Origin of the sequence: Rhizobium sophoriradicis (assembly GCF_003939025.1) — a bacterium.
Taxonomy (GTDB): Bacteria; Pseudomonadota; Alphaproteobacteria; order Rhizobiales; family Rhizobiaceae; genus Rhizobium; species Rhizobium sophoriradicis.
Window position 1 is genome coordinate 175,777 of record NZ_RQIH01000014.1, and the last position, 24,525, is coordinate 200,301.

A 24,525-nucleotide genomic window follows, 5' to 3' on the forward strand; every position below is an offset into this window, starting at 1 on the left:
GTGAACAACACGCCAAAATAAGCGGCGAGATCCTGCCCTCAACCCCGCCTGCAAGCGCAATTTCGCGCGCCAGGGAAAAGTCTGTGCCAAAAGAGGACAGGCGGGATGGCACGTTTCCTGCTACGGGCAGGCCATGACAAGCGCCCGAATGCCTTCACGCCGCGACATGCTTCTCTTTCTCGCCGCCTCGGCGGTTGCGGGCGGGACATCGCGCGCGTTTGCCTCACCGCTGACGGCCGCCGCCCAGCCCGATCTGCGCGGTGCGATCGACGCGGTGGAATATCGCGCCATTCCCGAAAGCGGCGACCGCAAGGCCCGCAACCTGGAGCAGATGATCAAACAGGCGGCCGCCGAGAATGTGCCGGTCTTTCTGCCTCCCGGCACATACCGGATCTCCAATCTCACTTTGCCCGACAACACCCGCATCACGGGCGTGCCGGGTGCTTCGCGGATCGTCTATTCCGGCGAAGGCCACCTGTTTGCGGCCGAAAATGTGCGGCGCATCGAGCTTTCCAATCTCGTCATCGATGGCGGCAACCGCTGGCTCGGGGATTATGCCGGCGGGCTCGTGCAATTTACCGGCGTCGACGAGGTGCTGATCGACAATTGCGAGATAGCAGGCAGCCGCAAGCACGGCCTGCAGCTGGAGCGCTGCGGCGGGCGGATCGAACGCAGCCGAATCTCGGGTGCGGCTCAATCCGGGCTTTACGCGATCGATTCCGCCAATCTTTCGGTCATCGGAAACACGATCGCCGATTGCGGCAATGGCGGCATTCTCGTGCATCGCTGGAAGAAGGCGGAAGACGGCACGGTCGTTTCCGGCAACCGCATTTCCAATATCCACGCCAATGACGGCGGCACCGGCCAGAACGGCAATGGCATCAACATCTTCCGCGCCGACGGCGTGATGGTGGTGAACAACCATATCTCCGATTGCGCCTTTACGGCAATCCGCGCCAACTCGGCCTCGGACATCCAGATCAACAGCAACCAGTGCCGCCGCTCCGGCGAGACGGCGATCTATGTCGAATTCGCCTTCGAGGGTGCGGTTGTGTCCGCCAACATGATCGACGGGGCGGCCAACGGCATCTCGATCGCCAATTTTGACGAAGGCGGCAGGCTCTCCAGCGTCACCGGCAATGTCGTGCGCAACCTGACGCTGAAGGGCCCCTACCAGCACGAGGTCGGCTTCGGCATCGGTATCGCGGCGGAGGCCGATACGCTGGTGTCGGGCAATGTGATCGAAGGCGCGCCGCGCTGGGGAATGCAGATCGGCTGGGGCGCCTATCTGCGCAATGTCGTCGTCAGCGGCAATGTCGTGCGCAAGGCCCCGGTCGGTTGCGCCGTCTCGGTGGCCGACGGCGCCGGCACCGCCGTCATCACCGACAATGTTTTCCAAGAAACCACCGGCGGCGCGGTTCTCGGCTTCGAGTGGGAGAAAAAAGTCTCCGGCGAGCTGGCGAACGGCGGCTCGCCCTATGCGCAGCTCACCATCGAGCGCAACCGCATGTCCTGACGGACGGGGCGGCTTTCGACCGCCGGCGGTAAGACCTCACGCACTTGAATTCATAGTGTCGTCACTGCGTCTGATAGGTGCCGGTGATGGTCGCTTCCGCCAAGGCATGTTTCTTTGCCTCCGCCCACATGGCGCTGATGCCGGCGGCATCGGGTGTCAGAAGCTTCGGCACGTCGAGGGCGGCGAGGCGGAAGATATAATGATGCGGGCGATCGCCGGCCGGCGGTTGCGGGCCGTCGTAGCGGGCATTGCCGAAATCGTTCTTGTAGAAGCGCGGCGCCTGTTCGGGTGCGGTGTCGACGCTTTCGGCAAGCTCAGTCCACTGCGCCGGGATATTGGCGATACCGCAGTGGCGGAAGGTGCCACGAGGGGCATCCGGATCCTCGACCACCAGAGCAAAGCTCCTGGTCTCGTCGGGGGCGCCGCTCCAGGCAAGCGGCGGAAAGAGATTCTCGCCCGCGCGCGCATATTTCTTAGGGATTGGCTGATCCTGCGCGAAGGCTTTGCTGATCAATGTCAAAGTCATGACATTCTCCTTTGTCTCCTCAGGGACGGCCTCTTCCCTTCTTATGCTCGCTTTCCTGGTTGCGGCCGCGCATGATCGCGCGATCGTCGTTTCCGGTATCCGGATCCGGCTTCAGATCGCCTCCCTTGCGATGCGCCTGCCTCGCCTGTGGATTGCGCTGCAGATCTGCTGCGGCATCGAAATCCTCACCGGCATTTGCCGTCTTCTCGCGTTTTTCGATGACGCGAAGCTGCTGTTCATGCGTCTTCTTCCCCGTCATGACATTCCTCCTTGCTGAGAACGCACTCCTGCTTTCGACGCCTTGACGGCGCCAGCCTCTGAGGCTCGAACCCGCTGGCCTACGCATTGTTCCGCCAGCCCGGGCGTATCAAAAGCTTTCATCGTCCCATCAGTGGCGGAGGCTTTTCCGCGGGAGGTGCGGCGTTTACGATTTCTCCCGACACATCGAGGGGATATGGTCATGCTGACAATCTATGGGGTCTATCGATCGCGCGCCTCGCGCGTTTACTGGGTGGCGGAAGAGCTCGGGCTCGAGTTCCGCTCGGTGCCGGTGCTGCAGGCCAGGCGGCTCGCCGATCCGCTCGCCGCAGAAGCGCCGCTCAACACGCACTCGGCCGATTTCACCGCCGTCAACCCAATGGCGCAGATCCCCAGCATTCGCGACGGCGACTTCGTCATGCACGAATCACTGGCGATCACTCTCTACCTCGCTCGCAAACACGGCGGGCCGCTTTCCGGACAAACCGTCGAGGAAGACGGATTGCTGACGATGTGGACGGTCTGGGCGGCCTCCCAGGTCGAGCTGCATTCGGTCAGGATCGTGCTGACCTATGATAACGGCCTCGAAAACAGCGCCGAGGGCAAGGAAACCATCGCCGCCGCATGTTATGGCCTGCGCCGGCCGCTCGCGGCGCTCGAAGGCCAGCTTTCAGGCCGGCAATGGATCGTCGGCGACCGCTTCACTGTCGCTGACCTCAACCTCGCCGAGGTGCTGCGTTATGCCCAGAGCGAGGCAGAGCTTTTCGATGCGCATCCGAACATCAAGGCGTGGATCGAGCGCTGCCAGTCCCGCCCCGCCTACAAGGCAATGCAGGCGGCCCGCAGCAAGGAACCGGTCGAGGTCTGAGGGCGACGGTAGAATTCAGCGTCCCGTGCGCTCGGGCACGATCCGGAATTCAGGCCGGCACCGGCTGACATCACCACCTTCTATTGCAGCAGCGATGCCAGACCGTAGAAGGATGCAGACACCGCTGCAGCCGCCGGCATCGTGACAATCCAGGCGATCACGATGTTGCCAGCCAGCCCCCAGCGCACGGCTGAAACACGGCGTGCAGCGCCCACTCCGATGATTGCGCCGGTGATGGTGTGCGTGGTCGAGACGGGAATGCCGAGCCAAGTCGCCCCGAATAGCGTCAATGCACCGCCCGTCTCGGCGCAGAACCCCTGCATCGGATTGAGCCGCGTGATTTTCGACCCCATGGTATGAACGATCCGCCAACCGCCAAAGAGCGTTCCGAGCGCCATCGCCGCTTGGCAGGAAATGACAACCCAGAACGGCACGTAGAAGGTCGAGCCGAGATATCCCTGGCTGAACAGGAGCACTGAGATGATGCCCATCGTCTTCTGCGCATCGTTTCCGCCGTGGCCGAGCGAATAGAGCGATGCTGAAACGAACTGCATCACGCGAAAGGTCCGATCGACCGCAAAGGGCGTCTGCCGAATGAACGACCACGAGACGGTGAGCACCAGCAGCAGCGCCAGGAAGAAGCCGATGGCCGGGGAAAGGAAAATCGCGCCGACCGTCTTGAGAAGCCCGCTCCAGACAATCGCGCTGAAGCCCACCTTGGCCAAACCGGCGCCCACCAGTCCGCCGATAAGCGCATGCGACGAGCTGGACGGAATTCCGAAGATCCAGGTGAGGATGTTCCAGATGATCGCCCCCATCAGCGCGGAGAAGATCACTTGCGGCGATACGATCGCTGGGTCGATGATGCCGGTCCCCAGCGTCTCAGCCACATGCAAGCCGAAAAACAGGAAGGCAATGAAGTTGAAGAATGCCGCCCAGGCGACTGCATATTGTGGTCGAAGCACGCGGGTCGACACGATAGTGGCGATGGAATTGGCCGCATCGTGGAGGCCGTTGAGAAAGTCGAAGAAAAGGGCGACAAGAACCAGGCCGGCGAGCAGCGGGAAAGCGAGAGACGCATCCATCAGACGTTCTCGATGAGGATGCCGCTGATCTCATTGGCGACATCCTCGAAGCGGTCGACGACTTTCTCCAGCTCCGCGTAGATTTCGCTGCCGATCAGGTAGGCCATCGCATTGCCGGCAGCGCCATGATGCAAGAACAGCTCCTTCAGTCCTTGGTCATAGAGTTCGTCGGAACGGCCTTCCACCCGCGTAACCTCTTCCGCAATGGCGGAAAGACGCTGCGCATTGGCGCCCACCCTGTTGAGAAGCGGTATCGCTTCGGCGATCAACTTCGCAGCCTTGACGATTTCGCCGCCCATCTGCTGCATGAGCGGATCGAAGCTCGACTGCTCGAACAGGCGGATAGTCTTGACCGTCTTATGCATCATGTCGATTGCATCATCCATCGACTGGATCAGGTCCTTGATGTCGCCACGGTCAAAAGGTGTGATGAAGCTTCGACGGACGGCGAGGAGAACCTCGCGGGTGACGTCGTCGGCTTCGCTTTCCAAGACGACGATGCGTTTGCAGTTTTTCTCGACGTCATTGCCTTTCAAAAGTTCGTCCAAGGCGTGCGCCGCAGCAACGACGGTTCTCGAGTGGGTGGAAAACATTTCGAAGAACTTATCTTCCCGTGGCATCAGCCTGCGAAAAATGCTCATCATGCCAGCGGACCTTCCTCGTGCGGCTGATTGTCATAAATCTGTCATAAACACGCCCGGACTGGTGAAGCAACAGGCAAATTCGGCACACTCATCGCCATGAAGTCCGCAAAAAAACGCAGCAAGCCCCGACCGGACAAGTCTCAGCCATTGCTACGGCAGCTTGCCGCCGTCCCGGCCAAGTTGTTCTCCGGCGCCTTTCGCCAACAGTACGGCGCGCTCTGCTTCCGCCACGCTAAAGGTGGTGCCGGGATTGAGATTCTGGTGATTACATCGCGCGAAAGCGCGCGCTGGGTTATTCCGAAGGGATGGCCGATGAAAGGCAAAAAGCCTTTCGAAGCGGCGGCAATCGAAGCCTGGGAGGAGGCCGGCGTGAGCGGAGCGGTGAGGAAGAAACCGGTCGGCCACTATACCTATCTAAAAGAATTGGACGATGGCGACGTCGTCCCCTGCATCGTCGACGTGTTCCAGGTTGAGGTCACCGAGATCAGCGACGGCTTCAAGGAGCACGGCCAGCGGGTTCTGGCATGGGTCAGCCCCGATGAGGCGGCAAGACGTGTTCGCGAGATCGAACTCAAATCGCTGCTCGTGGACTTCAAGGTTCGCGGTCGCAAGAAGGCCGCCCGTAACAAATTAAACCCGGAAGGATGAGGCAAAGGCCGATTACAGGCTATCGGAACAGCGTCAGCGTGCCGGCCATTTCCTGACGGATCCAGGCCTTGAAATCCCTGACCTTCTTGGGCTCACGCGCACCCTCGGCGGTGATGAAATAATGGCCGAAGCCGGTCTTTGCGCGGATGCCGAACGGGGCCGCCAGCCGACCTTCGGCAAGCGCAAAGTGGGCGAGGGTCTGCCAGGCAAGCATGACGCCCTGGCCGGCGATCGCCGCATCGAGGCAGAGCGAGGCGTCGTTGAAGACATGGCGCGTCGCAAGCGTCGCGCCCGACAGTCCCGCTTCCCGCATCCAGACTTCCCAGCTGAACATGGCGCGGCCATCGATGATGGCAGGCAATGTCAGGATATCGGCGGGCTCTTTCAATGTCGCCGCCATCTCGGGCGAGCAGACCGGAAAGACCTCCTGTTGCAGCAGCAGCTCGGCCTTCACGTCAGGCCATCTGCCAGTACCGACGCGGATGCCGATATCGACATCGCCGAGAGCGGGTTTGACGAGATTGGTCGTCGCATCCAGCCGCAGCTTAATGTCGGGATGGCGCTCGGCGAAGCGGTCGAGCCGGCAGACGAGCCAGCGGGCGGCAAAGACCGGGGCGACCGAGATGGTCAGGATCGTATCGTCCTTGCGGCTGGCGATCGACACCGCCGCCGAAAGTCGGGCGAAACCCTCGTCGAGTGCTGAAAGCACCGGCCGGCCGGCTTCGGTGGCGATCATGCCGCGAGCGGTGCGCTCGAAGATCACCTGCCCCAGCTGTGCCTCAGCCTTGATCACCTGCTGGCTGACGGCGCCGACCGAGACGCCAAGCTCTTCGGCGGCCGCCTGCAGCGAGCCGAGACGGCCGACCGCCTCCAGCGCCCTGAGGCCGTTGAGATGGACCGTGTTGAGGTTCTTCATATAGTTTTTCTATAGCAGCGCCGCGGTAAACTCAATTGAAATTCCGCCCAAGTAAGCCGAGATTACAGCATACGATCATGACCCAGCACCGCTGGAGAAAGCGAGGCCTGCCGTGTCGTTTCTGAAGTTTTTCTTGAAGCCTATTGGTGCTATCAGCAGGACGCAACCTGCCAATACCCCGACCTGGGAGGAGGATCCGCTGCGCCATCCAGAGGTCGAGCGCATGTCGCTGCGCGAAATCGCCGATCTGCCGCTTGGGGCGGAGACCGGTTTTCATGCAGAGGCGAAACCGCCCCTGGCGAAATGCGCGTGACATCGTGCTAAGTTTCCCCCGAAAAAAGGGGCGGGACAATGGCCGGCGAAGTCGACCTTATCTTCGGGCGCTTGAAGCGGCTGGCGGCGGAGGGCGGCCTGCCCGCGGTCGAGGAGAGCACCTCCTACGGCAATCCGGCGCTGAAGGCTGCCGGCAAGAGTTTTGTGGCGGTGAAAAACCCCGAGACGATCGTCATCTCGATTTCGCTCGACGACAAGGATCACCTCCTGGAAATGGCACCCGAGATCTACTTCCAGACCGATCATTATGTCGGCTGGCCGTATTTGCCGGTACGCGCCGCCCTGATCGGCGACGAGGAATTGCGGCTGCGGCTGATCGGCGCCTGGCTGTTCCGGGCGCCGAAGAAGTTGGCCGATCGTTTCGGGCGTCAGCCGCAGTCATAGGCGGGCGCGCTGGATGGCGGGCGCCGCAACCGCGGGCGTGGGCGCTGATCTTTTGAAGCAAAAAAGCAGGAGAGCGAATCTGAAAGATCGCGCCTTGCTTCAGGCAACGGTCTCGCAAAAAGCGATCGCGCAGGGTAAGCCTCTCTGGCAATATACGCATCTCCGCATCGATCGACAGTCCATCCAGGAGGCCCAGCATGAACGCCGACGTCGCCTTGGTCACCGGCGCAAGCCGCGGCATTGGCCGCGGCATCGCACTTGCTTTGCTTGCCGAAGGGTTCACGGTGCATGTGACCGCCAGGACGCGTTTCGAGGCAGAGGCACAGCAAGCCGGATCGGCGGGCTCACTCGAGGGGCTCGAGCTCGAAGCGGCAAAACTGCCGGGACGCATCGTCGTCCACCGATGCGATCACGGCAAGGAGGCCGACACCGAGCGTGTGGCCGACGCCATACGGGCGGGCGGCAGGCTCGATATTCTGGTGAACAATGCCTGGCCGGGTTACGAGAACATGGTCGAAGACGGGGATTTCACCTGGCCCCACCCGTTCTGGCAGCAGCCGGCCTGGCGATGGGAGGCGATGATCGGCACTGCGCTGAGAGGGGCTTTCATGATGTCGCGGGCGGTCGCTCCGCTGATGATCTCGGCGCGACGAGGCCTGATCGTCAACATTTCCTTCTGGGCGGCTCAGCTCTACGAGGGCAATGCAATCTACGGCATCGCCAAGGCTGCCGCCGACAAGATGGCCGCGGATTTCGCGCATGAGCTGCGCTCTCACAATGTCGCGGCGATCGCGCTCTATCCGGGACTGGTGCGCACCGAAGCCGTTCTTGAGAATGCCGAATATTTCGACATGAGCAATTCGGAATCGCCTCAGTTCATCGGCCACGTCATAGCGGGGCTGTGGCGAGACCCGGCGCTGATGTTGAAATCCGGGACAGTCTCGGTTGCGGCCGCGTTGGCGCGGGAATATGGCATCGCCGACGTCGACGGCTACCGGCCGGTTCCCCTCTCCGCCGGAGACTTTGCCCGGGACTGAAGTTGCTTCGGCTGGCCATCAGGCGGAGCTGCCGAAGCTGAAAGCCGTTGAAAAATCGGGATCGCGATGATATCGCTGCATCGGGTCTGCAGTTCACCCAGGCATCGCCGTTCTCCGGAACACGCTAAACCTGACAATGACGAAGATATGGACACCGATCCCGTGCCATGTCGGAAGGGCGATCACCGATAATCCATCCCGGAACGGCACGACCAAAGGATAGGTCATGTCCAGAAAACCCATTCCACTCACGGTGGGCGACACGTCGGCATTTGCCAAGTCGCTGCGCCTGCAGCTCGCCGCACATGAGGGGCTTCCCTCTCACCTCCAGTTCTTGAACATGATGGCGAGGGCCGGTCACGGCAAGTTCCAGAGCCTGCGTGCAAAAACCGGCTCCGGGAGCGAGAAAGAACCACCCACACCGGCACGTGTTGCCGATGCGGCGATCGATCGCAAGCATATCGAGCGCGTTCGACGCAGTTTTGACGAGGAGCTTCGGCTCATGCGCTGGCCCTCGCGGCGCATGGACCAGATCACGGCGCTTTGGCTTCTCTGGTCGCGCATTCCCTCCGCAAGGGAAATGTCAGAAAAGGAGGTCAACGCTCTTCTCCGCGACAGGCACCTGTTTGGAGATCACGCTTTGCTGCGCCGGGAGCTCTGCGAACTCGGCCTGATGAGCCGGACGCGCGACGGCAGCATCTACAGGCGGGTCGAGCGGCCGATGCAGATACAGGCGGCGACGATCCTGCGTCAGCATTCCTCACGCCAGGCAAACTGATCGCCATTGCTGAGGCGCCTTTTCGGGAGCTCACCGTCGTTTAAAGCGCGTCGCGATCTTTAGATTCGCCGCGCTTTAAGTCTAGTTTTTTGCCCGTCACCAGCTGCAGTTTTGCGTGACATGCATCGGGCGCCTCATTCTGCGCCGCTGCCAGCCTGCCACTGGCCAAGCGAAGGGCGATTGCCGAAGCGCATATAGTGCTAGGCATCCGTCAGCCGCGATCGTAGACGAGCGCGCGCTGAACGGCAGGGCGTTGCAGCATGCGGGCGTGGTGGTCAGTGATTTTTGCGAAGCGGGCGGGGTCGACGCCGTCACCCGGCAGCCAGTCGGTCATGACGAAGAGATAGGGATCGGCGAGCGAATAAGTCTCGCCCATCACCCAGGGGCCCTTGAACATCGTCTCTTCGATCAGGGTGAAGCAATCGGCCATATTCCCGGGTACCTTTGCCTTCATCGCCTCGATTGCTGAGGGATCGTCGGCCCAGCGGGGCCCGCGTCGGCGATGGGCATGGTTCACATGCACAGTCGAGCAGAGATAGCTGTTGAAGGACTGCAGCCGCGCCATCTCGAAGACATCGCCGAGCGGCGCCAGTTTGGCGGCCGGCGCGCTTTCAGCGATGAAGCCGAGGATCGCCGGCGTTTCGGTCAGCACGCCGCGCTCGGTCACCAGCGCCGGCACGCGTCCTTTGGGGTTGATCTTCAGATAATCCGGCGAACGCTGCTCGCCATTGGCGAAGCTGAGCTTCTTCGTTTCGAAGGCAAGGCCGGATTCTTCCAGGGCGATCAGGCTTGCAAGCGCGCAGGTTTCCGAGGCGTAATACAATGTCAGCATGGTTCTCGTCTCCCTTTCGGGAAGTGGTATAGCGCAGGGATGAGTGCGCCGGAACCGGGGATGGCGTTTTGCTTTGCGTCGAGCCGCCCCTCATCCGCCTGCCGGCACCTTCTCCCCGTTCTGACGGGGAGAAGGGAACATGCCGCACCCTCTCACCCCCCACAAACCCCTCGCAGGGCACGTCCCCTCTCCCCGTTTCCGCGGGGGTTCGAAGGACGGGTCGAGACCAGTGGCTCGACCCCGGCAAGGGTTAGGGTGAGGGGCAGTCCACAGTCACGAACTCTCGCCCCTCAGCCGCAGCCCGGCACATCCTCCAGCCTGTGCCAGACCGGGATGCCGCGTTCCCTGGCGATGCGCACGTCGTTGTCGGCGCCCTTGGAATCGCCCGGCAGGCGCAGCACGCCTTCGCAGAGCTGCAGCAGCCGGCCGGCGACCGGGTGAAAAATTTCCTCGTAGAGCGCGTCGCCGACCGATCTGCCGCCGGCGGCATGCCAGACCGGCAGCGCCACCCATTCACCGATCATCGGCACGTGGCCGGCGGCAAACAACTTATGAGAAGGCTCTTCCAGCCGCTTCAGGTTGGCGGCCATCTTTTCCGGGTCGTCGCCGGTTCCAGACCGGTAGTGTCCGGCAATCAAAATCAGCATCTTCCACTCCATCGCTGAGCACTCCCGGCCTCATGCACGGGACTTCCCGAAAATGCACGATAATTCTTGAAAGTCGAGTCATTTCGTGCAAGCTCACGCTATCTCGTTCAATTTCGTGCGGAGAGACGATGCTGACCACGCAACGCAAAGCCCTGATCCTCGACATATTGCGCCGTGACGGCCAGGTGATCGCCAAGCGCGTCGCCGAGGATTTTTCGCTCTCTGAGGACACGATCCGGCGCGACCTCCGAGAAATGGCGGCGGAGGGGCTGTTGAAACGCGTGCATGGTGGGGCGATGCCGCTTTCGCCTGACCTGCCCGATTTCACCCAGCGCCGCAGCGTCTCGTCCGAGATCAAGGCGCGGCTCGGGGCGGCGGCGGCGGCGATGGTCAAGCCGGGGCAGATGATCTTTCTCGATGGGGGTACGACGACGGCGGAGATCGCCCGGCACCTGCCACGCGACATGGCGTTGACGGTTGCGACCCACAGCCCGACGATCGCCGCCGAGCTGGAGCACCATCCGACGGCCGAGGTGATCCTTGCCGGCGGCCGGCTCTACAAACATTCGATGGTGGCGACTGGGGCAGCGGCGATGGCGGCGATCTCGCAGCTGCGCCCCGATCTGTTCTTCCTCGGCGTCACCGCCGCCCATCCTGTGCACGGGCTATCCACCGGCGACTTCGAGGAAGCGGCGATCAAACGCCATATCGCCCGCTGCTCGGCCGAAACCCATGTGCTGCTGACGCAGGAGAAGTTCGACCTCGTCTCGCCCTGCCCGGTGCTCGGTATTTCCGAGGTGGCCGGGCTGATCGTGCCGGCGGAGATGACGGCCGAACGGCTGCAGCCCTATCGCGATCTCAACGGCACGATCACCGTGGCATAATCACTCGGTCAAGGCCGAGGTAACGCTGATATCGCCGACATGGATGCCGTTCCAATTGCGCATCGAGGTTGCGGCAAAAGCCGTCAGGCCGGCATGCACCGTCTCTTCCGTCTCGAAGAAGCGGGCGAGTGTCGCCGCCACCATGGCTTCGGCAGCACGCGTTGCGCCATCCTCGCATTTCAGCGCGATGGCGATGCCCTTCTCCGGAATCGCGGCGCAGAAGACGCCCTCGGCGCCGGTCTTGACGAAGATGCGGCCGGGGGCGATCTGCATCAGTTTCGTGCAGGCGCGGCCGGAGCCGGCGACATAGAAGGGCTCGGCCATGCAGGCCTCGATCAGGCGGCGGGATGCCTTGGCGCGCAAAGGCTCCAGGCCGTTGCCGGTCGCCATTTTGGCAAAGCCGTGGGCAAGGCTGCGCAAAGGCACGGCATAGGTCGGAATCGAGCAGCCGTCGGTGCCGCAGCTTTCGGCGCCGAGCACGGCGCCGGTCAGGCTTTCCATCGTCGCGCGGATCTCGACCTGCAGCGGGTGCTGATAACCGACATAGCCTTTCGGATCGATGTCCCGGTGGCAGCAGGTGCAGATGAAGCCGGCATGTTTGCCGGAGCAATTGTTGTGCAGCGCGGTCGGCGCCTCCAGCCTGCGGACTTGCTGGATCAGGACCTTCTGGTTCATCGACCAATGGGCGCCGCATTCGAGCGCTTCGGCATTGCGGCCGGCGCGCGCCAGCATGGAAGCGGCAAGCGCCACGTGCTCGTCCTCGCCATTATGTGAGGCGCAGGCGAGCGCCAGTTCCTTGTCGCCGAACCCATAGGCGTCGGCCGCACCGCTTTCGACGAGCGGCAGCGCTTGCATCGCCTTGCAGGCCGAACGCGGAAAGACGGCAGCCTCGATATCGCCGAGTGAAAAGATCAGGCTGCCATCGCCATCGACGACCGCCACCGCGCCGCGATGACGACTTTCGACGAGCAGGCCACGGGTGACTTCGACGACGACGGGATTGGTCATGGGCTCTCATCCTGGTGCTGGCGGGATGCGGCAGGCATAACGCGTCAGGGCGCGAAAGCCAACGGTTTAGCCAACCGCTCCGTCAGTCGGCCTTGAGCCGAGCATCCATACCGCATCCACCAACAGCAGCGGCATGGATCCGGGGTCAAGCCGAAGGACGACGGTGGATGGAGAGCAGTCCGCGCCTATTCTCTTTCAACAACGATTTTCCTGAGGACACCGCCACTGTCGGGAACCTCGACTTCGATGGCTTTGCTCTTACGTCCGGACGGCGCTTTGCCGCAAACCGCGATTGCAGCCCTCATGAGACCTCTGTCGGTCAGGCGTTCTCTGTCGGTCGGGATGACTGGCTTAAACGTATCTGTGGCTTTTTTCGCCGATTCCCATGTCATCTGGAAACCACATCCGTTCATCACGAGATTCCGGAAGAAGTGCTGAACGAGCGGCCGACCATCGGGGGCTGTGTGCGTGCAACCTGCAACGGCGAAAGAAAGCGCGACAACGCCAAGAATGCGAAATTTCATCGTCCCATCCAAATGATCAACCCCGGCGAGCACTAAAGACAGAAAATTGGTAGAGTCAATCGGCCAGAGCACGGCGCGCATTTACGCCGAAGGGCCCACATACACTCGGTCATCCCAGGCCTTGATGGATGCGGTGTGGATGCTCGGCTCAAGGCCGAGCATGACGGAGGGTGGGGTGGCTTGTGGAGCAGAACCGCAATGCCGGGCGGAGGATGCGCATGCTGCCAATTCGGCCTCGACCGCCGTCATCCCAGATCTTGCGCCTGGCTCCAGCCGGATTGATGTCCGCGCCGCGTGTAAATGCAAGCCTTGAGGTTGGACGCGTAGCGACGCTATCTTGCAACCAAAATCACATTCGAAGAAAGTGTTTTGCAATCAGGTCTATCCATTTCAGCTTCAATATTGTGAATATTTTTCACGCTCGTCTCTCTCGGTCTGGCGTGCCGGTTGGCGCGCTGGCCCAAAAGGACAAGCGTTGAAATCATCCTCGGAGCGCTTCTGGGGTTGGTCTTGATGTCGATTGCTTCAGTTCTGACCGGTTTCCTCGGAAGCGTTCTTCCCCCGGGGCAAATCGATTTCTGGCTCTCCAGTTTGACGGCGCAGATCTGACGCAGCAATCATCACAGGAATTGACTGAAACGATCGCAAACTATCGTTTCTCTGATGCATCGGACGCGGCTAAAGATGGTGCATCAGGAACCGCCCCGAATGTCATCCACTCTTTCCTTGATTCTGCGCGACAACAGGATCCGCATTCCCACCGTGACGCTCGTCGCGCTCGCCTTCACCTATGCCTCGACCGTGCCTTACCAGTCGATCATCGGCATCAATGAACTGGGCTTGAGCAACGGCACCTATTCGGCGCTGGTGTTCTTCTCGGCGATCGTCAACGTCACGACCAGCCTGACGCTGGGGATCTGGTCGGACCGGCTGAAGGAGCGGCGGCCGCTGGTGCTGGGGCTTTCGGTCGCCGGCATGCTCGGCTTCGGATCGATCGCGATCATCCACAGCCCGGCGATCTTCATCGTCTCGACGCTGTTGCTGGTGCCGATGAGCAATTCCACCTATTCGTTGCTTTTCGCCAGCCTGCGGGCCAGGACCAACCAGATCGAGCGCGGCGAGGCAGCCGCGGTCACGGCAACGGTGCGGGCGCTGTTTTCCGGCTCCTGGGCGCTGGCGCCGGGGCTGATCGGCCTCTATCTCGTCAATTCGCCGTCGATGACGCCGGCCTATGGGATCGCGGCCTTCGCAAGCCTCGTCTGCTTCTGCCTGTATTTCTTCTTCGCGCCGGGCAACGGTACGGCCGGCTCCGCCCCCGATCCCGTCGGATTCCTGGCTTCGCTGAAACGGATCTTCATGCCCTATGTGCTCTCGCGCGTCATCGTCATGTCGCTGCTCTTCGGGCTGCAGCGGCTGAACGGCATGCTCTCGCCGCTGATCATCACCAATGCGGCCGGCGGAACAGTGGTCGATGTCGGCTTCATGGCCGGTCTGATGGCCCTTCTCGAAATGCCGTTCACGATGATATGGGGTTTTGCCCAACGGCGCTTCCGCACCGTGCATGTGCTTGCCTTCGGAGCGCTGATCTATTGCGCCTATCTGATGCTGCTCGGCTTCGCCTCGGCGCGCTGGCACATCTATGCGCTGCTCCTTCTCAACGCCTGCGGAGCGGCGGCGATCCTCAGCGTGCCGATCACCTATCTGCAGGATCTGATCGCCGACCGGCCGGGGCTCGGAACCTCATTACTCTCGCTTAATACCTTCATCGGCACCGGCATCAGCGCCGCAATTTTCGCCTTCGGCACATCGGTCACCGATTATTCCGGCACCGCCTTCGTCGGCGCTGCCGCGGGCTTGGCATCGATCGGCGCCTTGCTTTATCTCGAAAGCAGCAGACGGCAGGTGCGGCAGCCGGCTTAAGGTGTGGGCCGCACGTCAGCGCGCCGCCTCAAAGCGGCGTGATGCGATAGGCGCAGCGGCGGGCGCCGGCGAGGATGTGTTCGCTGCGCTCGACCTCGGCGCCGAGGGCGGCGCGGAAGGTTTCGAGTTCGGAGCGGCAGAAGCCGGCGCAGGCGGTGGCCGCCGCGCAGATCGGGCAGTGGTTTTCAACCAGCATGAAGGAGCCATCGGCCTCCCGCCAGCTGTCGGCCATATAGCCCTCGCGGGTGCGGATGGCGGCAAGGCACTCGACGCGGGCGGCAAGGTCGCCGGCCGTCTCCAGCTCTTGGCGATAGCGCTCCAGCGTCTCGGCCTCGCGGGCGGAGATGACGGTGTCGAGCGCTGCGGCTCCAAGCTGTTCGGTGAGGGTGGCGAGCAGGTTTGCCGTCAATTCGGCATGGCCGTCGGGAAAGCGGCGGTTGCCGGCCGCGGTCAGATGCCAGAGCTGACGCGGGCGTCCCCGGCCGGCGGCGGCGACGGTCACCGGCTCCACCAACCCCTCCTCCGCCATCCTGGCCAGTTGCTGGCGGGCAGCCTCTCCGGAGATGCCGAGCGCATCGCCGATTGCGGAGGCAAGCTGCGGACCCTCGGTCTTTATCAGGATCAGGATCCGGTTGGCTGGGGATTGGCGCATATTTTCCAAGTCAAGTCTTGTTTTAATCAGGACGGCATGTAATTTTCCAATTTATAACTTGGAAAATTATTTCCCGCCAGCAAAAAACGTCGAGGATCGCCCCATGTCCGAAATCGACCAGACCATTGCTATTCCGAATACCAGCTCCGTCCTCCGCCTCTTCCTTCCCGAGCACCTGGCCGCAACGCTGATGCTGGCCGGCGGCGTGACGCTTTATGCGGTCGAGAGCTACATCACAGCGACCATCGCGCCTTCGATCGTGCGCGACATCGGCGGTCTTGCCCTGCTTTCGTGGGTGACAAGCCTGTTCGTCGCCGCCGCCGTGCTCGGCTCGATCTTCGTCGCCATGCGCCCGCGAGGGATTACGCTGCGCGGCGTCTATGTGATCGCCGCCCTCGTTTTCGGCGTGGGCAGCCTCATCGCTGCAATTGCCCCGTCAATGCCGGTGGTCCTGGTCGGACGCGCGCTTCAGGGTCTCGGGACGGGCGCGCTTGCGGCCCTCGGTTATGCCTTCATCCGCTTCGTCTATCCCGAGCCGCTGTGGCCGAAGGCCACGACGCTTTACGCGGCGATCTGGGGCATCTCGACCGTCATCGGCCCGACGCTCGGCGGCTTCTTTTCCTCCGGCAGCAGCTGGCGCTACGCCTTCATCGTGCTGGTGCCGCTCGGCATCCTGATGGCGGCGCTGGCGCCGCGACTCTTGCCCGATGTCGAGGACGACCGCGATCACGTGAAGACGCCGGTTGCACAGATCGGGCTGCTGCTTGCCGCCGTGCTGATGATCAGCGCCGCCGGTGCGATCGAGGCGACAGCCATGAAAACGGCGTTGATCGCCAGTTCGGTCGTTGCGGTGGTAGCCATGCTGCTCATCGAGGCGCGAAGCCGCAACCGGCTGCTGCCTTCCGGCGCCGTCAGCCTCTCCAAGCCGATTTCCCGCGTCTATCTGGCGATGCTCGCCATGACCGTCGTGCTCGTCAGCGACGTCTTCATTCCCTATTTCCTGCAGGTCCTGCATGGGGTGACGCCGCTGATCTCGGGCTATCTGGTGGCGCTGGTCGCCCTCGGCTGGACCTTAGCCGCCTTCCTCAGCAGCTCATTGACCGGCCGGCGGGCGCACGCGGCGATCATTGCCGGCGCGCTGATCGAGGCGGCGGCAACCGCTTCGCTGGCCATCTTCCTCGCCAAAGACAATCCGCAGGCTCTTTTGCCGCTGATCGTGCCGGCGGCGGTCGCCATGTTCATGATGGGCTTCGGCATCGGCCTCGGCTGGGCGCATCTCGTCGCCATGGTGCTGAAGCTCGTCGCCAGAAACGAACAGGACAAGGCATCTTCGGCGATCCCGACGATGAGCTCGCTCGGCGGCGCTTTCGGCGCAGCCTTTTCCGGCGTCATCGCCAATGGAGCCGGCCTCGTCGAACCGGGCGGCATATCCGGCGCGCTGTCGGCGGCGCACTGGCTCTATGTCGCCATGGCAGTGCCCGGCATCGTCGCGATCGCCGCAGCAATGACGCTGAGGGACAACCGGAATTGAAAAGGCGCCTCAGGGTTCGAGGCGCCTCTGTAACGAAGGTTAAAGCTTTCAGGCGACGTTGCGCTCCGGTTCCGGCGCCTGCTGGACGGCCTGCTGCTTCACGCCGAGATAGAGGATGGAGTCGCGACTGATGCCATAGGTCTCGCAGACCTCGGGCGTGAGGAATTCGGTGACCGGGATTTGCTGGACAGCCAAACCGGCGCGCTGGATCACATCGACAAAGCCGGACCTTGAGAAGAGACGCACGTGGTCGTCCTGGCCGAAATGCGCCCAGCGGCCTTCCGGCGTCGTCACCTCGGGATTTTCATAGGTGTCCTCGATCGACAGGCAGATCGGCGCCATCAGGATGGCGACGCTGTCCTGCTTGAGAACACGCCGGATTTCGGCGGTGGCACGCACTGGATCGTCGACGTGTTCGAGCACGTGGGAACAAAGCACGAAGTCGAAGCTCTCATCGGCGTAGGGCAGGTTGTGGATATCCGCCTTGTCGTCTGCCTCGGGCAAATACATATCGCAGCTACGGTAGAAGATATGCGGGTGGCTTTTGAGCCAGAAGGTCAAGGCGCGGCCGGGCGCAATGTCCAGGAAGCGGACAGCCTGCGCCTGGTTGAGGCGCTGGAATACCGGCGTCAGGAACAGCGCGAAGAGCCTGTCGCGATCGGTCGAATGACAATTGGGGCAGCTATAGGCCTGATGGTTGATCGTCTCGAATTCATGCAGGCCATAGGGAAAGCCGTGCTCGACCGCTTTGTCGACGTAGTAGCGTGGAAGCGGTACGAAATGCGGAATTCTGCTGCGGCAGATGGGGCACGCGTGGAATAGAGCCATTGTATCCTCATAGGGACCGTACAACGCGCAAGCAACGCCACGTCAAGATGCGCAGTTTCGGGGCCAGGTTTCGATCAGACAACTGTTCAACGATCCCGGAGACTCACGAAACGCCCAGGATCAGCTTCACCTTGCGTACGAATGCTGGTCCGAAGCTGACCTCAGACGGTGAGCACCACCTTGCCGATATGGCTGCCTTCCTCGATCAGGCGGTGTGCCTCGACGACTGCTTCGAAGGCAAAGACCTTGTGGATGACCGGGGCGATGGCGCCCGTTTCCAAGAGCGGCCAGACTTGCGAGAGGAGGTCGTCGCGGATGGCGCGTTTTTCCTCGGCCGTGCGCGGACGCATGGTGGAGCCGGTCACCGTCAGCCGCTTGACCATGATCGGCGACAGATTGACCCTTTCGGCAACGGCGCCGCCGAGGAAGGCGATGATCGACAGGCAGCCGTCTTTGGCGAGCGAGGCGAGGTTGCGCTCGAAATAGGCGGCGCCGATCATGTCGAGGATGATGTCGACGCCCTGGCCGGTCTCGGCCTTGATCACCTCGGCGAAATCCTCGCTGCGGTAGTTGATCGCCCGTTTGGCGCCGAGCTTTTCGCAGGCCTCGCATTTCTCGCTCGAGCCGGCCGTCGCATAGACCTCGGCGCCGAAGGCGCGGGCAAGCTGGATCGCCGTCGTGCCGATGCCGCTGGTGCCGCCATGGATCAGCACCGTCTCGCCTTCGGTCAGCCCGGCCATCTGGAAAAGATTGGCCCAGACGGTGAAGAAGGTTTCGGGAAGGGCGGCCGCTTTCACGGCATCATAACCCTTGGGAAAGGGCAGGATCTGGCCTGCCGGCAACAGGCAATATTCGGCATAGGCGCCGCCATTGGCAAGGCCGCAGACCTTGTCGCCGACGGCGTGATCGCTGACACCGGGCCCGACGGCGACGATTTCGCCTGCAAGCTCCAGGCCGAGGATCGGGCTCGCGTCCTTCGGCGGGGGGTAGCTGCCCTGGCGCTGGGCAATATCGGGGCGGTTGACGCCGATCGCCTCGGCGCGCACCAGCACCTGCCCCTCTTGCGGCATCGGCAGCGGGCGGCTGCCGATCACCATCACCTCCGGCCCGCCGAAGGAGTTGAGATCGACGAAACGCATTTCTCGAGGCAATGGCATGGTGCGATCCTCCCTGATCCAAAACAGGGGAATTAAATCAGCACCGCCGGCTTGGGAAGGTCGGAAACGGCAAGGGCGTCAATTCGCCTCGCCCAGAACGTGGAAGGCGAGGCCCTCCTCGCTCTCCTTGGCGGCCGACTTGATGACGGCGATCTCGGCGCTGACACGGTTGATATCGTCGATGACGAGGCCTTCCGCCAGTTCGATCACGCCGATCGAGCAGCGCATCAGCGGGAACAGGGCTTCGGCGCCGCTGCGGTCGTGACCGAGGATGCGGCCGGCGGCGCGGTGCTCGTCGGAATAGAAGTCGAGCACGTCGTCGTGGAAATCGCTGATCAGCCGGTCGAGGATCTCCGTCAACTCCTCCTTGATCCAGCCGACGACGCCGATGAAGAAATCGTCGCCGCCGACATGGCCGAGAAAATGCCGCTCGGCGAAGAAATAGCGGCGCATCAGCGCGGCAAACAGCGAGATCGCGTGGTCGCCGAGATGGAAGCCATAGGCATCGTTGAACGGCTTGAAATTGTCGAAATCGCAATAGCAGAAATGGCGGACCTCATCGCCGTCGCGGCCGGACTGGCGCATGAAATCGCGGATGGCGCGATTGCCCGGCAGGCCGGTCAATGGGTTCTGGTCCTGGGCCGTCTTCAACTGCTTCTCGTTGATGACCTTGATCAGCGAGGCGGCGGAGACGACGCCGGCATAACGCATATTGTCGGTCAGGATCAGGCAGTTGCTGCCCTCCATATTGGCGAAGATCGCCATCAGATGCTCGGCATCGCTGTCGAGGCCGACGATCGGCGCCATCTCGACGAAATGCGAAATGCTGCGCTCATACATCTTGTTCTTCAGGAGATCGCGGCCGAAGGGCTGATAGATATATTCCTTGAGGTGATGCTCGTGGATGATGCCGCGCGGCTCGTCATTGGCGTTGAGCACGGGGAAGAAAGCCTGGCGCGGATTGCGGCGGAAAAGCTCGAAGACGCTGTCGATGCTGTCGTTCTCGTAAACCGTCGGCAGCAACTCGATCTGCCTGCGGATGAGGATCTCATCGAGCGACTGGCTGGCGCGCTTGCTTTTTCCGAGCTCCTGCAGGTGCGGGAAGGACGGCGCCAGTTCGGACATATGCGTCGTCGGACGCGAGATGAACCAGCCCTGGACGAGATCGACGCCATATTCTCGGCACGCAATGAATTCGGCTTCGGTCTCGATGCCCTCGGCGATGACGCGAGTGCCGAGCACATGGGCGATATTGACGATGCTTTTCAGCAGGTGACGCTTGCGCGGGCTGCGATCGATATCGGCGACGAAATGACGGTCGATCTTCAGATAATCGACGGGATGATCGCAGAGCAGTTTCATCTCGCCGTGACCGACACCGAAATCGTCGATCGCCAGCTTGAAGCCGGCCTTGCGCAGCTTCGACACCAGAGCTGAAAATTCCGGCACGCTTGTGTTGTCGAAACGTTCGGAGAATTCGAAACAGACCGAAGACGGCGGGATATTCGCGCTCCTCAGATGCTGCAGCAGGCTTTCGACCAGCCGCTCGCCATCGGGGATCAGCCGGACATCGAGATTGAGGAACAGCGTCGCGGTGGAGAAATTCGGCAGCGTCGCAAATTTGGCGAGTGCGCGGCTCGCCAGCATCTGTTCGAGCGCCAGCAGCTGGCCGGCCCGATGGGCTTCATCGAGAATATCGGCCGGCGTATCGTAGCCGATGCGATCCTGGCCGCGCATCAGGGATTCGTAGCCGAACACCGTGCCTGTGCCGGCCTCGACAATCGGCTGAAAAGCGTTCTCGACGACGAGCTTGGCAAGGGTGACGATCTGATCGCTGGCATAACGGCGCAGGACGCCAGGTTCGACGGCGGCAGTCAGGGATGTGCCGGTTTTCATCTCGGCCGATCTCCACTGTGACTTGTTCTTCTTGAGCCAGGACCATGCCGCAGAAGGATCAATGAACCCTTTCGCCAATATGAAAGTTTTGTGAAAGACGCAGGGCATCGCCACGCGTTCCGCGTTTAATCGGATTTTCCAACGCAATCAGACGCTTGTTCAGGCGGAGCGACGGCGCTGCGCCTCATGATCTGCGAACATGTCGGCGACACATCTGCCGCCGGAGGCACCGCTCTCGTCATCGAGGAGTTCGGCCTTGATTTCGCCGAGCTTGCGGGCGGCATCCCAGAGGCGCAGCGCCTCGCGGACGACCTCGCTGCTTGAGGCATAACCGCCATTATCGACAGCGGCGCGGATGCCCGCGGCCTGTTGCGGAGAGAGGGAAACGGTTACCATCGGCATGAACTTCCTCCCATATCGATCAGGCAGAACCCTGCCTATCGGGATGCACGACCATTTTTGCCATTCTCGGCGATCTCGCCGATCCTTAAACCGATACCGATCTAAGGAATTATGCGGTGGTGCATTCGCACATCGGATGATCCCAGTAGTTAGGATCGGCCGGTAATCCTTCAAGTCTAATCCCCAGGCATCTGCTTGTCAAAAAGCCGGGTCACCCTTCTCCACCGTTTCAATCCGGATGCCGAGGCCGAAGGCGATCATCGTCGAGCCTTGGACGATGAGATCGGCGGCAAGGAAAAGCCCGAGGATCCAGAGGCTGTTGACCGGCCAGCCGAGCACTATGACGAAACCGGCAAGGGCGGTTATGACGCCGCTGATTACGATCCATGCCCAGCCTTTGGCCGGCTTCATGCGCCTGCCGACCCAGGTGCGGAAGACGCCGGCGATGAGAAGGGCGAGCGACAGAAACAGCGTCAGCGCCGCCGAGGTCAGGATCGGATTGACGAAGGCCGCGATACCGGCCAGCACGTAAAGCAGGCCGCTCAGCGCCCAGAACAGCACGTCGTCCCAGCCGCGCACCTGGAAGGCGTGGACGAGATAGATGATGCCGCCGAACAGCATCAGCATGCCGACATAATAGACCGAGACGACGGTGGCGAGCATCAGATTGCCGAGCGCGATCAGACCACAGACCAACAGCAGAACGCCGAGGCCAACGAACCAGACCCATTTCGACCGCAGCTGGGATGTCGGGGTTCCCTCAAAGACATCGGCCATGATGCACCTCCTGAATCCAGATATGTTGCAGTAGGTTTTCAGGGAAAGATCGGCGCTCGCCAAACCGACAAAGATTTTTGTTGATTGATCAGTCAATCAAAAATAATCTGGCGCCGTGTTCATGGGAGATGCCGTTGCCGAAGGTCGGAATGGAGCCTCTGCGCCGCAAGGCGCTTGTCGATGCGGCGCTGCGGGTGATCGGCGATCACGGCTCGCTTGCCGTCACCATGTCCGATATCGCCCGCCAGGCCGGCGTGTCGCCAGCCCTTGCGCATCATTATTTCGGCAGCAAGGAGCAATTGCTGATCGAGACGATCCGCTCGCTGCTGCGGCAATTGCGCAGCGATACGGTGGCCGCGCTGCGCGCCGCCGAGACAGCGCGCGCCCGGCTTTCGGCGGTCATCCGCGTCAGCTTTCACGCCGACCAGTTCGCGCCGGAGACGATTGCCGCCTGGCTTGCCTTTTACGCCGAAGCGCAGCGCTCGGAGGAGACACGGCGCTTCCTGGTGATCTATGCCCGACGGCTTCGCTCCAACCTGCTTGCCGATCTCAAGACGCTCCTGCCGGCCGATGCCGCAGAACGCGTCGCCGAGGGCGCTGCGGCGATGATCGACGGGCTCTATATCAGGCAGAGTCTGAAATCGGCGCCGATCGGCATCGAAGCTTCGATCGCGCTGACGGAGGATTATCTGAATGCGCTTCTGGCCGGCGCCTCCCCTTCTCCCCGGCGGGTGAAGGCCGAGACTGCCGCCCCCTCATCCGGCCCTGCGGGCCACCTTCTCCCCCAGGGGAGAAGGAACGACCACATCGAACCCCATGGATAAATGACATGAAAGCCCAGCCGAACGCCTCGCACTTCATCGATGGCGAATATGTCGAGGATAGCGACGGCGCCGTCATCGAGAGCCTTTATCCTGCGACCGGCGAGGTGATCGCCCGGCTGCATGCGGCCACGCCCGCAATCGTCGAGAAGGCGATTGCCGCGGCCAAGTGCGCTCAGACGGAATGGGCAGCGATGAGTCCGATGGCGCGCGGCCGCATCTTGAAGCGAGCCGCCGACATCATGCGCGAGCGCAATCGCGAGCTCTCCGAACTGGAAACGCTCGATACCGGCAAGCCGATCCAGGAAACGATCGTCGCCGACCCGACCTCGGGCGCCGACGCCTTCGAGTTCTTCGGCGGCGTCGCACCGGCCGGGCTCAACGGTTCGCATATCCCGCTCGGCCAGGATTTCGCCTATACCAAGCGGGTGCCGCTCGGCGTCTGCGTCGGCATCGGCGCCTGGAACTATCCGCAGCAGATCGCCTGCTGGAAAGCTGCCCCGGCGCTCATCTCAGGCAATGCCATGGTGTTCAAGCCTTCGGAGAATACGCCGCTCGGCGCCTTGAAGATCGCCGAGATCCTGCATGAGGCGGGGCTGCCGAAGGGGCTCTTCAACGTCATCCAGGGCGATCGCGATATCGGGCCGATGCTCGTCAACCATCCCGATGTCGCCAAGGTGTCGCTGACCGGCTCGGTGCCGACCGGGCGTCGGGTCGCGGCGGCTGCAGCCGGCAATCTCAAGCATGTGACGATGGAGCTCGGCGGCAAGTCGCCGCTCATCGTCTTCGACGACGCGGATCTCGATTCGGCGGTCGGCGGCGCCATGCTCGGCAATTTCTATTCGACCGGCCAGGTCTGCTCGAACGGCACGCGCGTCTTCGTGCAGAAGGGGATCAAGGCCGAGTTCCTGAAGCGGCTGAAGGCGCGCACCGAGGCGATGCTGATCGGCGACCCGATGGACGAGGCGACGCAGATCGGCCCGATGGTTTCCTGGGCGCAGCGCGAGAAGGTGATCGCCTATATCGAGAAGGGCAAGGCCGAGGGCGCCACCCTGATTGCCGGCGGCGGCATTCCCAACAATGTCTCCGGCGAAGGCTATTACGTGCAGCCGACCGTCTTTGCCGACGTCACCGACGAGATGACCATCGCCCGCGAAGAGATCTTCGGGCCTGTGATGTCGGTGCTCGATTTCGACGATGAGGACGAGGTCACCACACGCGCCAATGCCAGCGAATTCGGCCTGTCGGGCGGCGTCTTCACCGCCGACCTCACCCGCGCCCACCGCGTCGTCGATCGGCTGGAGGCGGGCACGCTCTGGATCAACACCTATAATCTCTGCCCTGTCGAAATCCCCTTCGGCGGCTCGAAACAATCCGGCTTCGGCCGCGAGAATTCGCTGGCGGCGCTGGAGCATTATTCCGAGCTGAAGACGGTCTACGTCGGCATGGGGCCGGTGGTGGCGCCTTATTGAGTAACAAGCTCCGGCCTGCCCCTCACCCTAACCCTCTCCCCGCACGCGGGGAGAGGGGACGTGCCAGACGAAAGGCCTGCGGGGAACGGACAGGTTGCGGCAAGATCCCTTCTCCCCGTCAGAACGGGGAGAAGGTGGCGGCAGCCGGATGAGGGGCAGGCGCGGCAAACAAGCAGCCGGC

General features: G+C 62.3%; 27 protein-coding genes. 12 read left to right on the forward strand and 15 right to left on the reverse strand.

The genetic code is table 11. From position 1 onward, the window contains the following. Positions 1-148 precede the first annotated feature (148 nt). Positions 149-1,516 (forward strand): TIGR03808 family TAT-translocated repetitive protein, encoded by a 1,368-nt coding sequence (locus tag EFR00_RS23555; protein ID WP_077994750.1) that lies wholly within the window; start codon positions 149-151, stop codon positions 1,514-1,516. A 61-nt stretch (positions 1,517-1,577) separates the two neighbouring features. Here EFR00_RS23555 and EFR00_RS23560 read toward each other — a convergent pair whose 3' ends face one another. Together EFR00_RS23560 and EFR00_RS23565 are read right to left on the reverse strand one after the other, a co-directional pair. After that, complete coding sequence (locus EFR00_RS23560) at positions 1,578-2,042, reverse strand: YbhB/YbcL family Raf kinase inhibitor-like protein (RefSeq protein WP_039618572.1); 465 nt, start codon at positions 2,040-2,042, stop codon at positions 1,578-1,580. Positions 2,043-2,061: 19 nt separating this feature from the next. After that, entirely contained in the window at positions 2,062-2,301 is a 240-nt protein-coding gene (locus EFR00_RS23565) for a hypothetical protein (protein WP_038687613.1), read from the reverse strand. 201 nt (positions 2,302-2,502) lie between these two features. Between EFR00_RS23565 and EFR00_RS23570 the strand changes: the two genes are divergently transcribed. Continuing rightward, on the forward strand, positions 2,503-3,168 hold the full coding sequence (locus tag EFR00_RS23570) for a glutathione S-transferase family protein (protein WP_077994851.1): 666 nt from the start codon (positions 2,503-2,505) through the stop codon (positions 3,166-3,168). Between the two features lie 80 nt (positions 3,169-3,248). Here EFR00_RS23570 and EFR00_RS23575 read toward each other — a convergent pair whose 3' ends face one another. Together EFR00_RS23575 and EFR00_RS23580 are read right to left on the reverse strand one after the other, a co-directional pair. Then, the gene (locus EFR00_RS23575; RefSeq protein ID WP_077994749.1) at positions 3,249-4,253 is read right to left on the reverse strand and encodes an inorganic phosphate transporter; all 1,005 of its coding nucleotides are present in this window, start codon (positions 4,251-4,253) and stop codon (positions 3,249-3,251) included. Next, complete coding sequence (locus EFR00_RS23580; protein WP_077994748.1) at positions 4,253-4,897, reverse strand: DUF47 domain-containing protein; 645 nt, start codon at positions 4,895-4,897, stop codon at positions 4,253-4,255. The genes EFR00_RS23575 and EFR00_RS23580 overlap by 1 nt, the downstream gene beginning before the upstream one ends. A 96-nt stretch (positions 4,898-4,993) precedes the next feature. On the opposite strand from EFR00_RS23580, the gene EFR00_RS23585 reads away from it, so the two are divergent. Further along, entirely contained in the window at positions 4,994-5,545 is a 552-nt protein-coding gene (locus EFR00_RS23585; protein ID WP_077994747.1) for an NUDIX hydrolase, read from the forward strand. A gap of 19 nt (positions 5,546-5,564) precedes the next feature. On the opposite strand, the gene EFR00_RS23590 is transcribed toward EFR00_RS23585, so the two are convergent. Next, a complete protein-coding gene (locus EFR00_RS23590) occupies positions 5,565-6,461 on the reverse strand; it encodes a LysR substrate-binding domain-containing protein (protein WP_077994746.1) in 897 nt (298 codons plus the stop codon). Positions 6,462-6,573: 112 nt separating this feature from the next. Here EFR00_RS23590 and EFR00_RS23595 point away from each other — a divergent pair, with 112 nt between their 5' ends. The 4 genes from EFR00_RS23595 to EFR00_RS23610 all read left to right on the forward strand — a co-directional run bounded on the left by EFR00_RS23595 (position 6,574) and on the right by EFR00_RS23610 (position 8,993). Further along, positions 6,574-6,774, forward strand: a complete 201-nt coding sequence (locus EFR00_RS23595) for a hypothetical protein (RefSeq protein ID WP_077994745.1) — start codon at positions 6,574-6,576, stop codon at positions 6,772-6,774. A 38-nt stretch (positions 6,775-6,812) separates the two neighbouring features. Continuing rightward, a complete protein-coding gene (locus tag EFR00_RS23600; RefSeq protein ID WP_077994744.1) occupies positions 6,813-7,178 on the forward strand; it encodes an MmcQ/YjbR family DNA-binding protein in 366 nt (121 codons plus the stop codon). Positions 7,179-7,375: 197 nt separating this feature from the next. Continuing rightward, on the forward strand, positions 7,376-8,215 hold the full coding sequence (locus EFR00_RS23605) for an SDR family NAD(P)-dependent oxidoreductase (RefSeq protein WP_077994743.1): 840 nt from the start codon (positions 7,376-7,378) through the stop codon (positions 8,213-8,215). Between the two features lie 226 nt (positions 8,216-8,441). Further along, positions 8,442-8,993 (forward strand): DUF2087 domain-containing protein, encoded by a 552-nt coding sequence (locus tag EFR00_RS23610; RefSeq protein ID WP_077994742.1) that lies wholly within the window; start codon positions 8,442-8,444, stop codon positions 8,991-8,993. A gap of 211 nt (positions 8,994-9,204) precedes the next feature. Here the strand turns inward: EFR00_RS23610 and EFR00_RS23615 are convergent, their stop codons facing one another. Both EFR00_RS23615 and EFR00_RS23620 read right to left on the reverse strand, forming a co-directional pair. Next, positions 9,205-9,825, reverse strand: coding sequence for a glutathione S-transferase family protein (locus EFR00_RS23615; protein ID WP_077994741.1), 621 nt, complete (start codon positions 9,823-9,825; stop codon positions 9,205-9,207). Between the two features lie 290 nt (positions 9,826-10,115). Next, positions 10,116-10,472 (reverse strand): DUF4406 domain-containing protein, encoded by a 357-nt coding sequence (locus EFR00_RS23620; protein ID WP_077994850.1) that lies wholly within the window; start codon positions 10,470-10,472, stop codon positions 10,116-10,118. Between the two features lie 128 nt (positions 10,473-10,600). Here EFR00_RS23620 and EFR00_RS23625 point away from each other — a divergent pair, with 128 nt between their 5' ends. Then, positions 10,601-11,356 carry a DeoR/GlpR family DNA-binding transcription regulator gene (locus EFR00_RS23625; protein WP_077994740.1) on the forward strand — a complete coding sequence of 252 codons (756 nt, stop codon included), beginning with the start codon at positions 10,601-10,603 and terminating at the stop codon, positions 11,354-11,356. On the opposite strand, the gene EFR00_RS23630 is transcribed toward EFR00_RS23625, so the two are convergent. Then, positions 11,357-12,364, reverse strand: coding sequence for an asparaginase (locus EFR00_RS23630; protein WP_077994739.1), 1,008 nt, complete (start codon positions 12,362-12,364; stop codon positions 11,357-11,359). A 185-nt stretch (positions 12,365-12,549) separates the two neighbouring features. Further along, positions 12,550-12,888, reverse strand: a complete 339-nt coding sequence (locus EFR00_RS23635; RefSeq protein ID WP_010055075.1) for a hypothetical protein — start codon at positions 12,886-12,888, stop codon at positions 12,550-12,552. Between the two features lie 708 nt (positions 12,889-13,596). Here EFR00_RS23635 and EFR00_RS23645 point away from each other — a divergent pair. After that, positions 13,597-14,808: an MFS transporter gene (locus EFR00_RS23645; RefSeq protein WP_077994737.1), complete on the forward strand. Its 1,212-nt coding sequence runs from the start codon at positions 13,597-13,599 to the stop codon at positions 14,806-14,808. Between the two features lie 28 nt (positions 14,809-14,836). Here the strand turns inward: EFR00_RS23645 and EFR00_RS23650 are convergent, their stop codons facing one another. Further along, on the reverse strand, positions 14,837-15,460 hold the full coding sequence (locus EFR00_RS23650) for a helix-turn-helix transcriptional regulator (RefSeq protein ID WP_009990893.1): 624 nt from the start codon (positions 15,458-15,460) through the stop codon (positions 14,837-14,839). 103 nt (positions 15,461-15,563) lie between these two features. Here EFR00_RS23650 and EFR00_RS23655 point away from each other — a divergent pair, with 103 nt between their 5' ends. After that, positions 15,564-16,991, forward strand: coding sequence for an MFS transporter (locus EFR00_RS23655; protein WP_077994736.1), 1,428 nt, complete (start codon positions 15,564-15,566; stop codon positions 16,989-16,991). 48 nt (positions 16,992-17,039) lie between these two features. On the opposite strand, the gene EFR00_RS23660 is transcribed toward EFR00_RS23655, so the two are convergent. The 5 genes from EFR00_RS23660 to EFR00_RS23680 all read right to left on the reverse strand — a co-directional run bounded on the left by EFR00_RS23660 (position 17,040) and on the right by EFR00_RS23680 (position 22,051). After that, positions 17,040-17,819 carry a class I SAM-dependent methyltransferase gene (locus EFR00_RS23660; protein WP_077994735.1) on the reverse strand — a complete coding sequence of 260 codons (780 nt, stop codon included), beginning with the start codon at positions 17,817-17,819 and terminating at the stop codon, positions 17,040-17,042. Positions 17,820-17,980: 161 nt separating this feature from the next. Next, the gene (locus EFR00_RS23665) at positions 17,981-18,976 is read right to left on the reverse strand and encodes an NAD(P)H-quinone oxidoreductase (RefSeq protein ID WP_077994734.1); all 996 of its coding nucleotides are present in this window, start codon (positions 18,974-18,976) and stop codon (positions 17,981-17,983) included. A 78-nt stretch (positions 18,977-19,054) separates the two neighbouring features. Then, complete coding sequence (locus tag EFR00_RS23670; RefSeq protein ID WP_225882562.1) at positions 19,055-20,872, reverse strand: GGDEF domain-containing protein; 1,818 nt, start codon at positions 20,870-20,872, stop codon at positions 19,055-19,057. Positions 20,873-21,031: 159 nt separating this feature from the next. Beyond that, on the reverse strand, positions 21,032-21,274 hold the full coding sequence (locus EFR00_RS23675) for a ribbon-helix-helix domain-containing protein (RefSeq protein WP_077994732.1): 243 nt from the start codon (positions 21,272-21,274) through the stop codon (positions 21,032-21,034). Positions 21,275-21,472: 198 nt separating this feature from the next. Then, on the reverse strand, positions 21,473-22,051 hold the full coding sequence (locus tag EFR00_RS23680) for an HdeD family acid-resistance protein (protein ID WP_077994730.1): 579 nt from the start codon (positions 22,049-22,051) through the stop codon (positions 21,473-21,475). A gap of 134 nt (positions 22,052-22,185) precedes the next feature. On the opposite strand from EFR00_RS23680, the gene betI reads away from it, so the two are divergent. Together betI and betB are read left to right on the forward strand one after the other, a co-directional pair. Further along, positions 22,186-22,875, forward strand: a complete 690-nt coding sequence (gene betI / locus EFR00_RS23685) for a transcriptional regulator BetI (RefSeq protein WP_077994727.1) — start codon at positions 22,186-22,188, stop codon at positions 22,873-22,875. Between the two features lie 5 nt (positions 22,876-22,880). Next, positions 22,881-24,344 carry a betaine-aldehyde dehydrogenase gene (betB, locus tag EFR00_RS23690; protein WP_077994724.1) on the forward strand — a complete coding sequence of 488 codons (1,464 nt, stop codon included), beginning with the start codon at positions 22,881-22,883 and terminating at the stop codon, positions 24,342-24,344. Positions 24,345-24,525 lie beyond the last annotated feature (181 nt).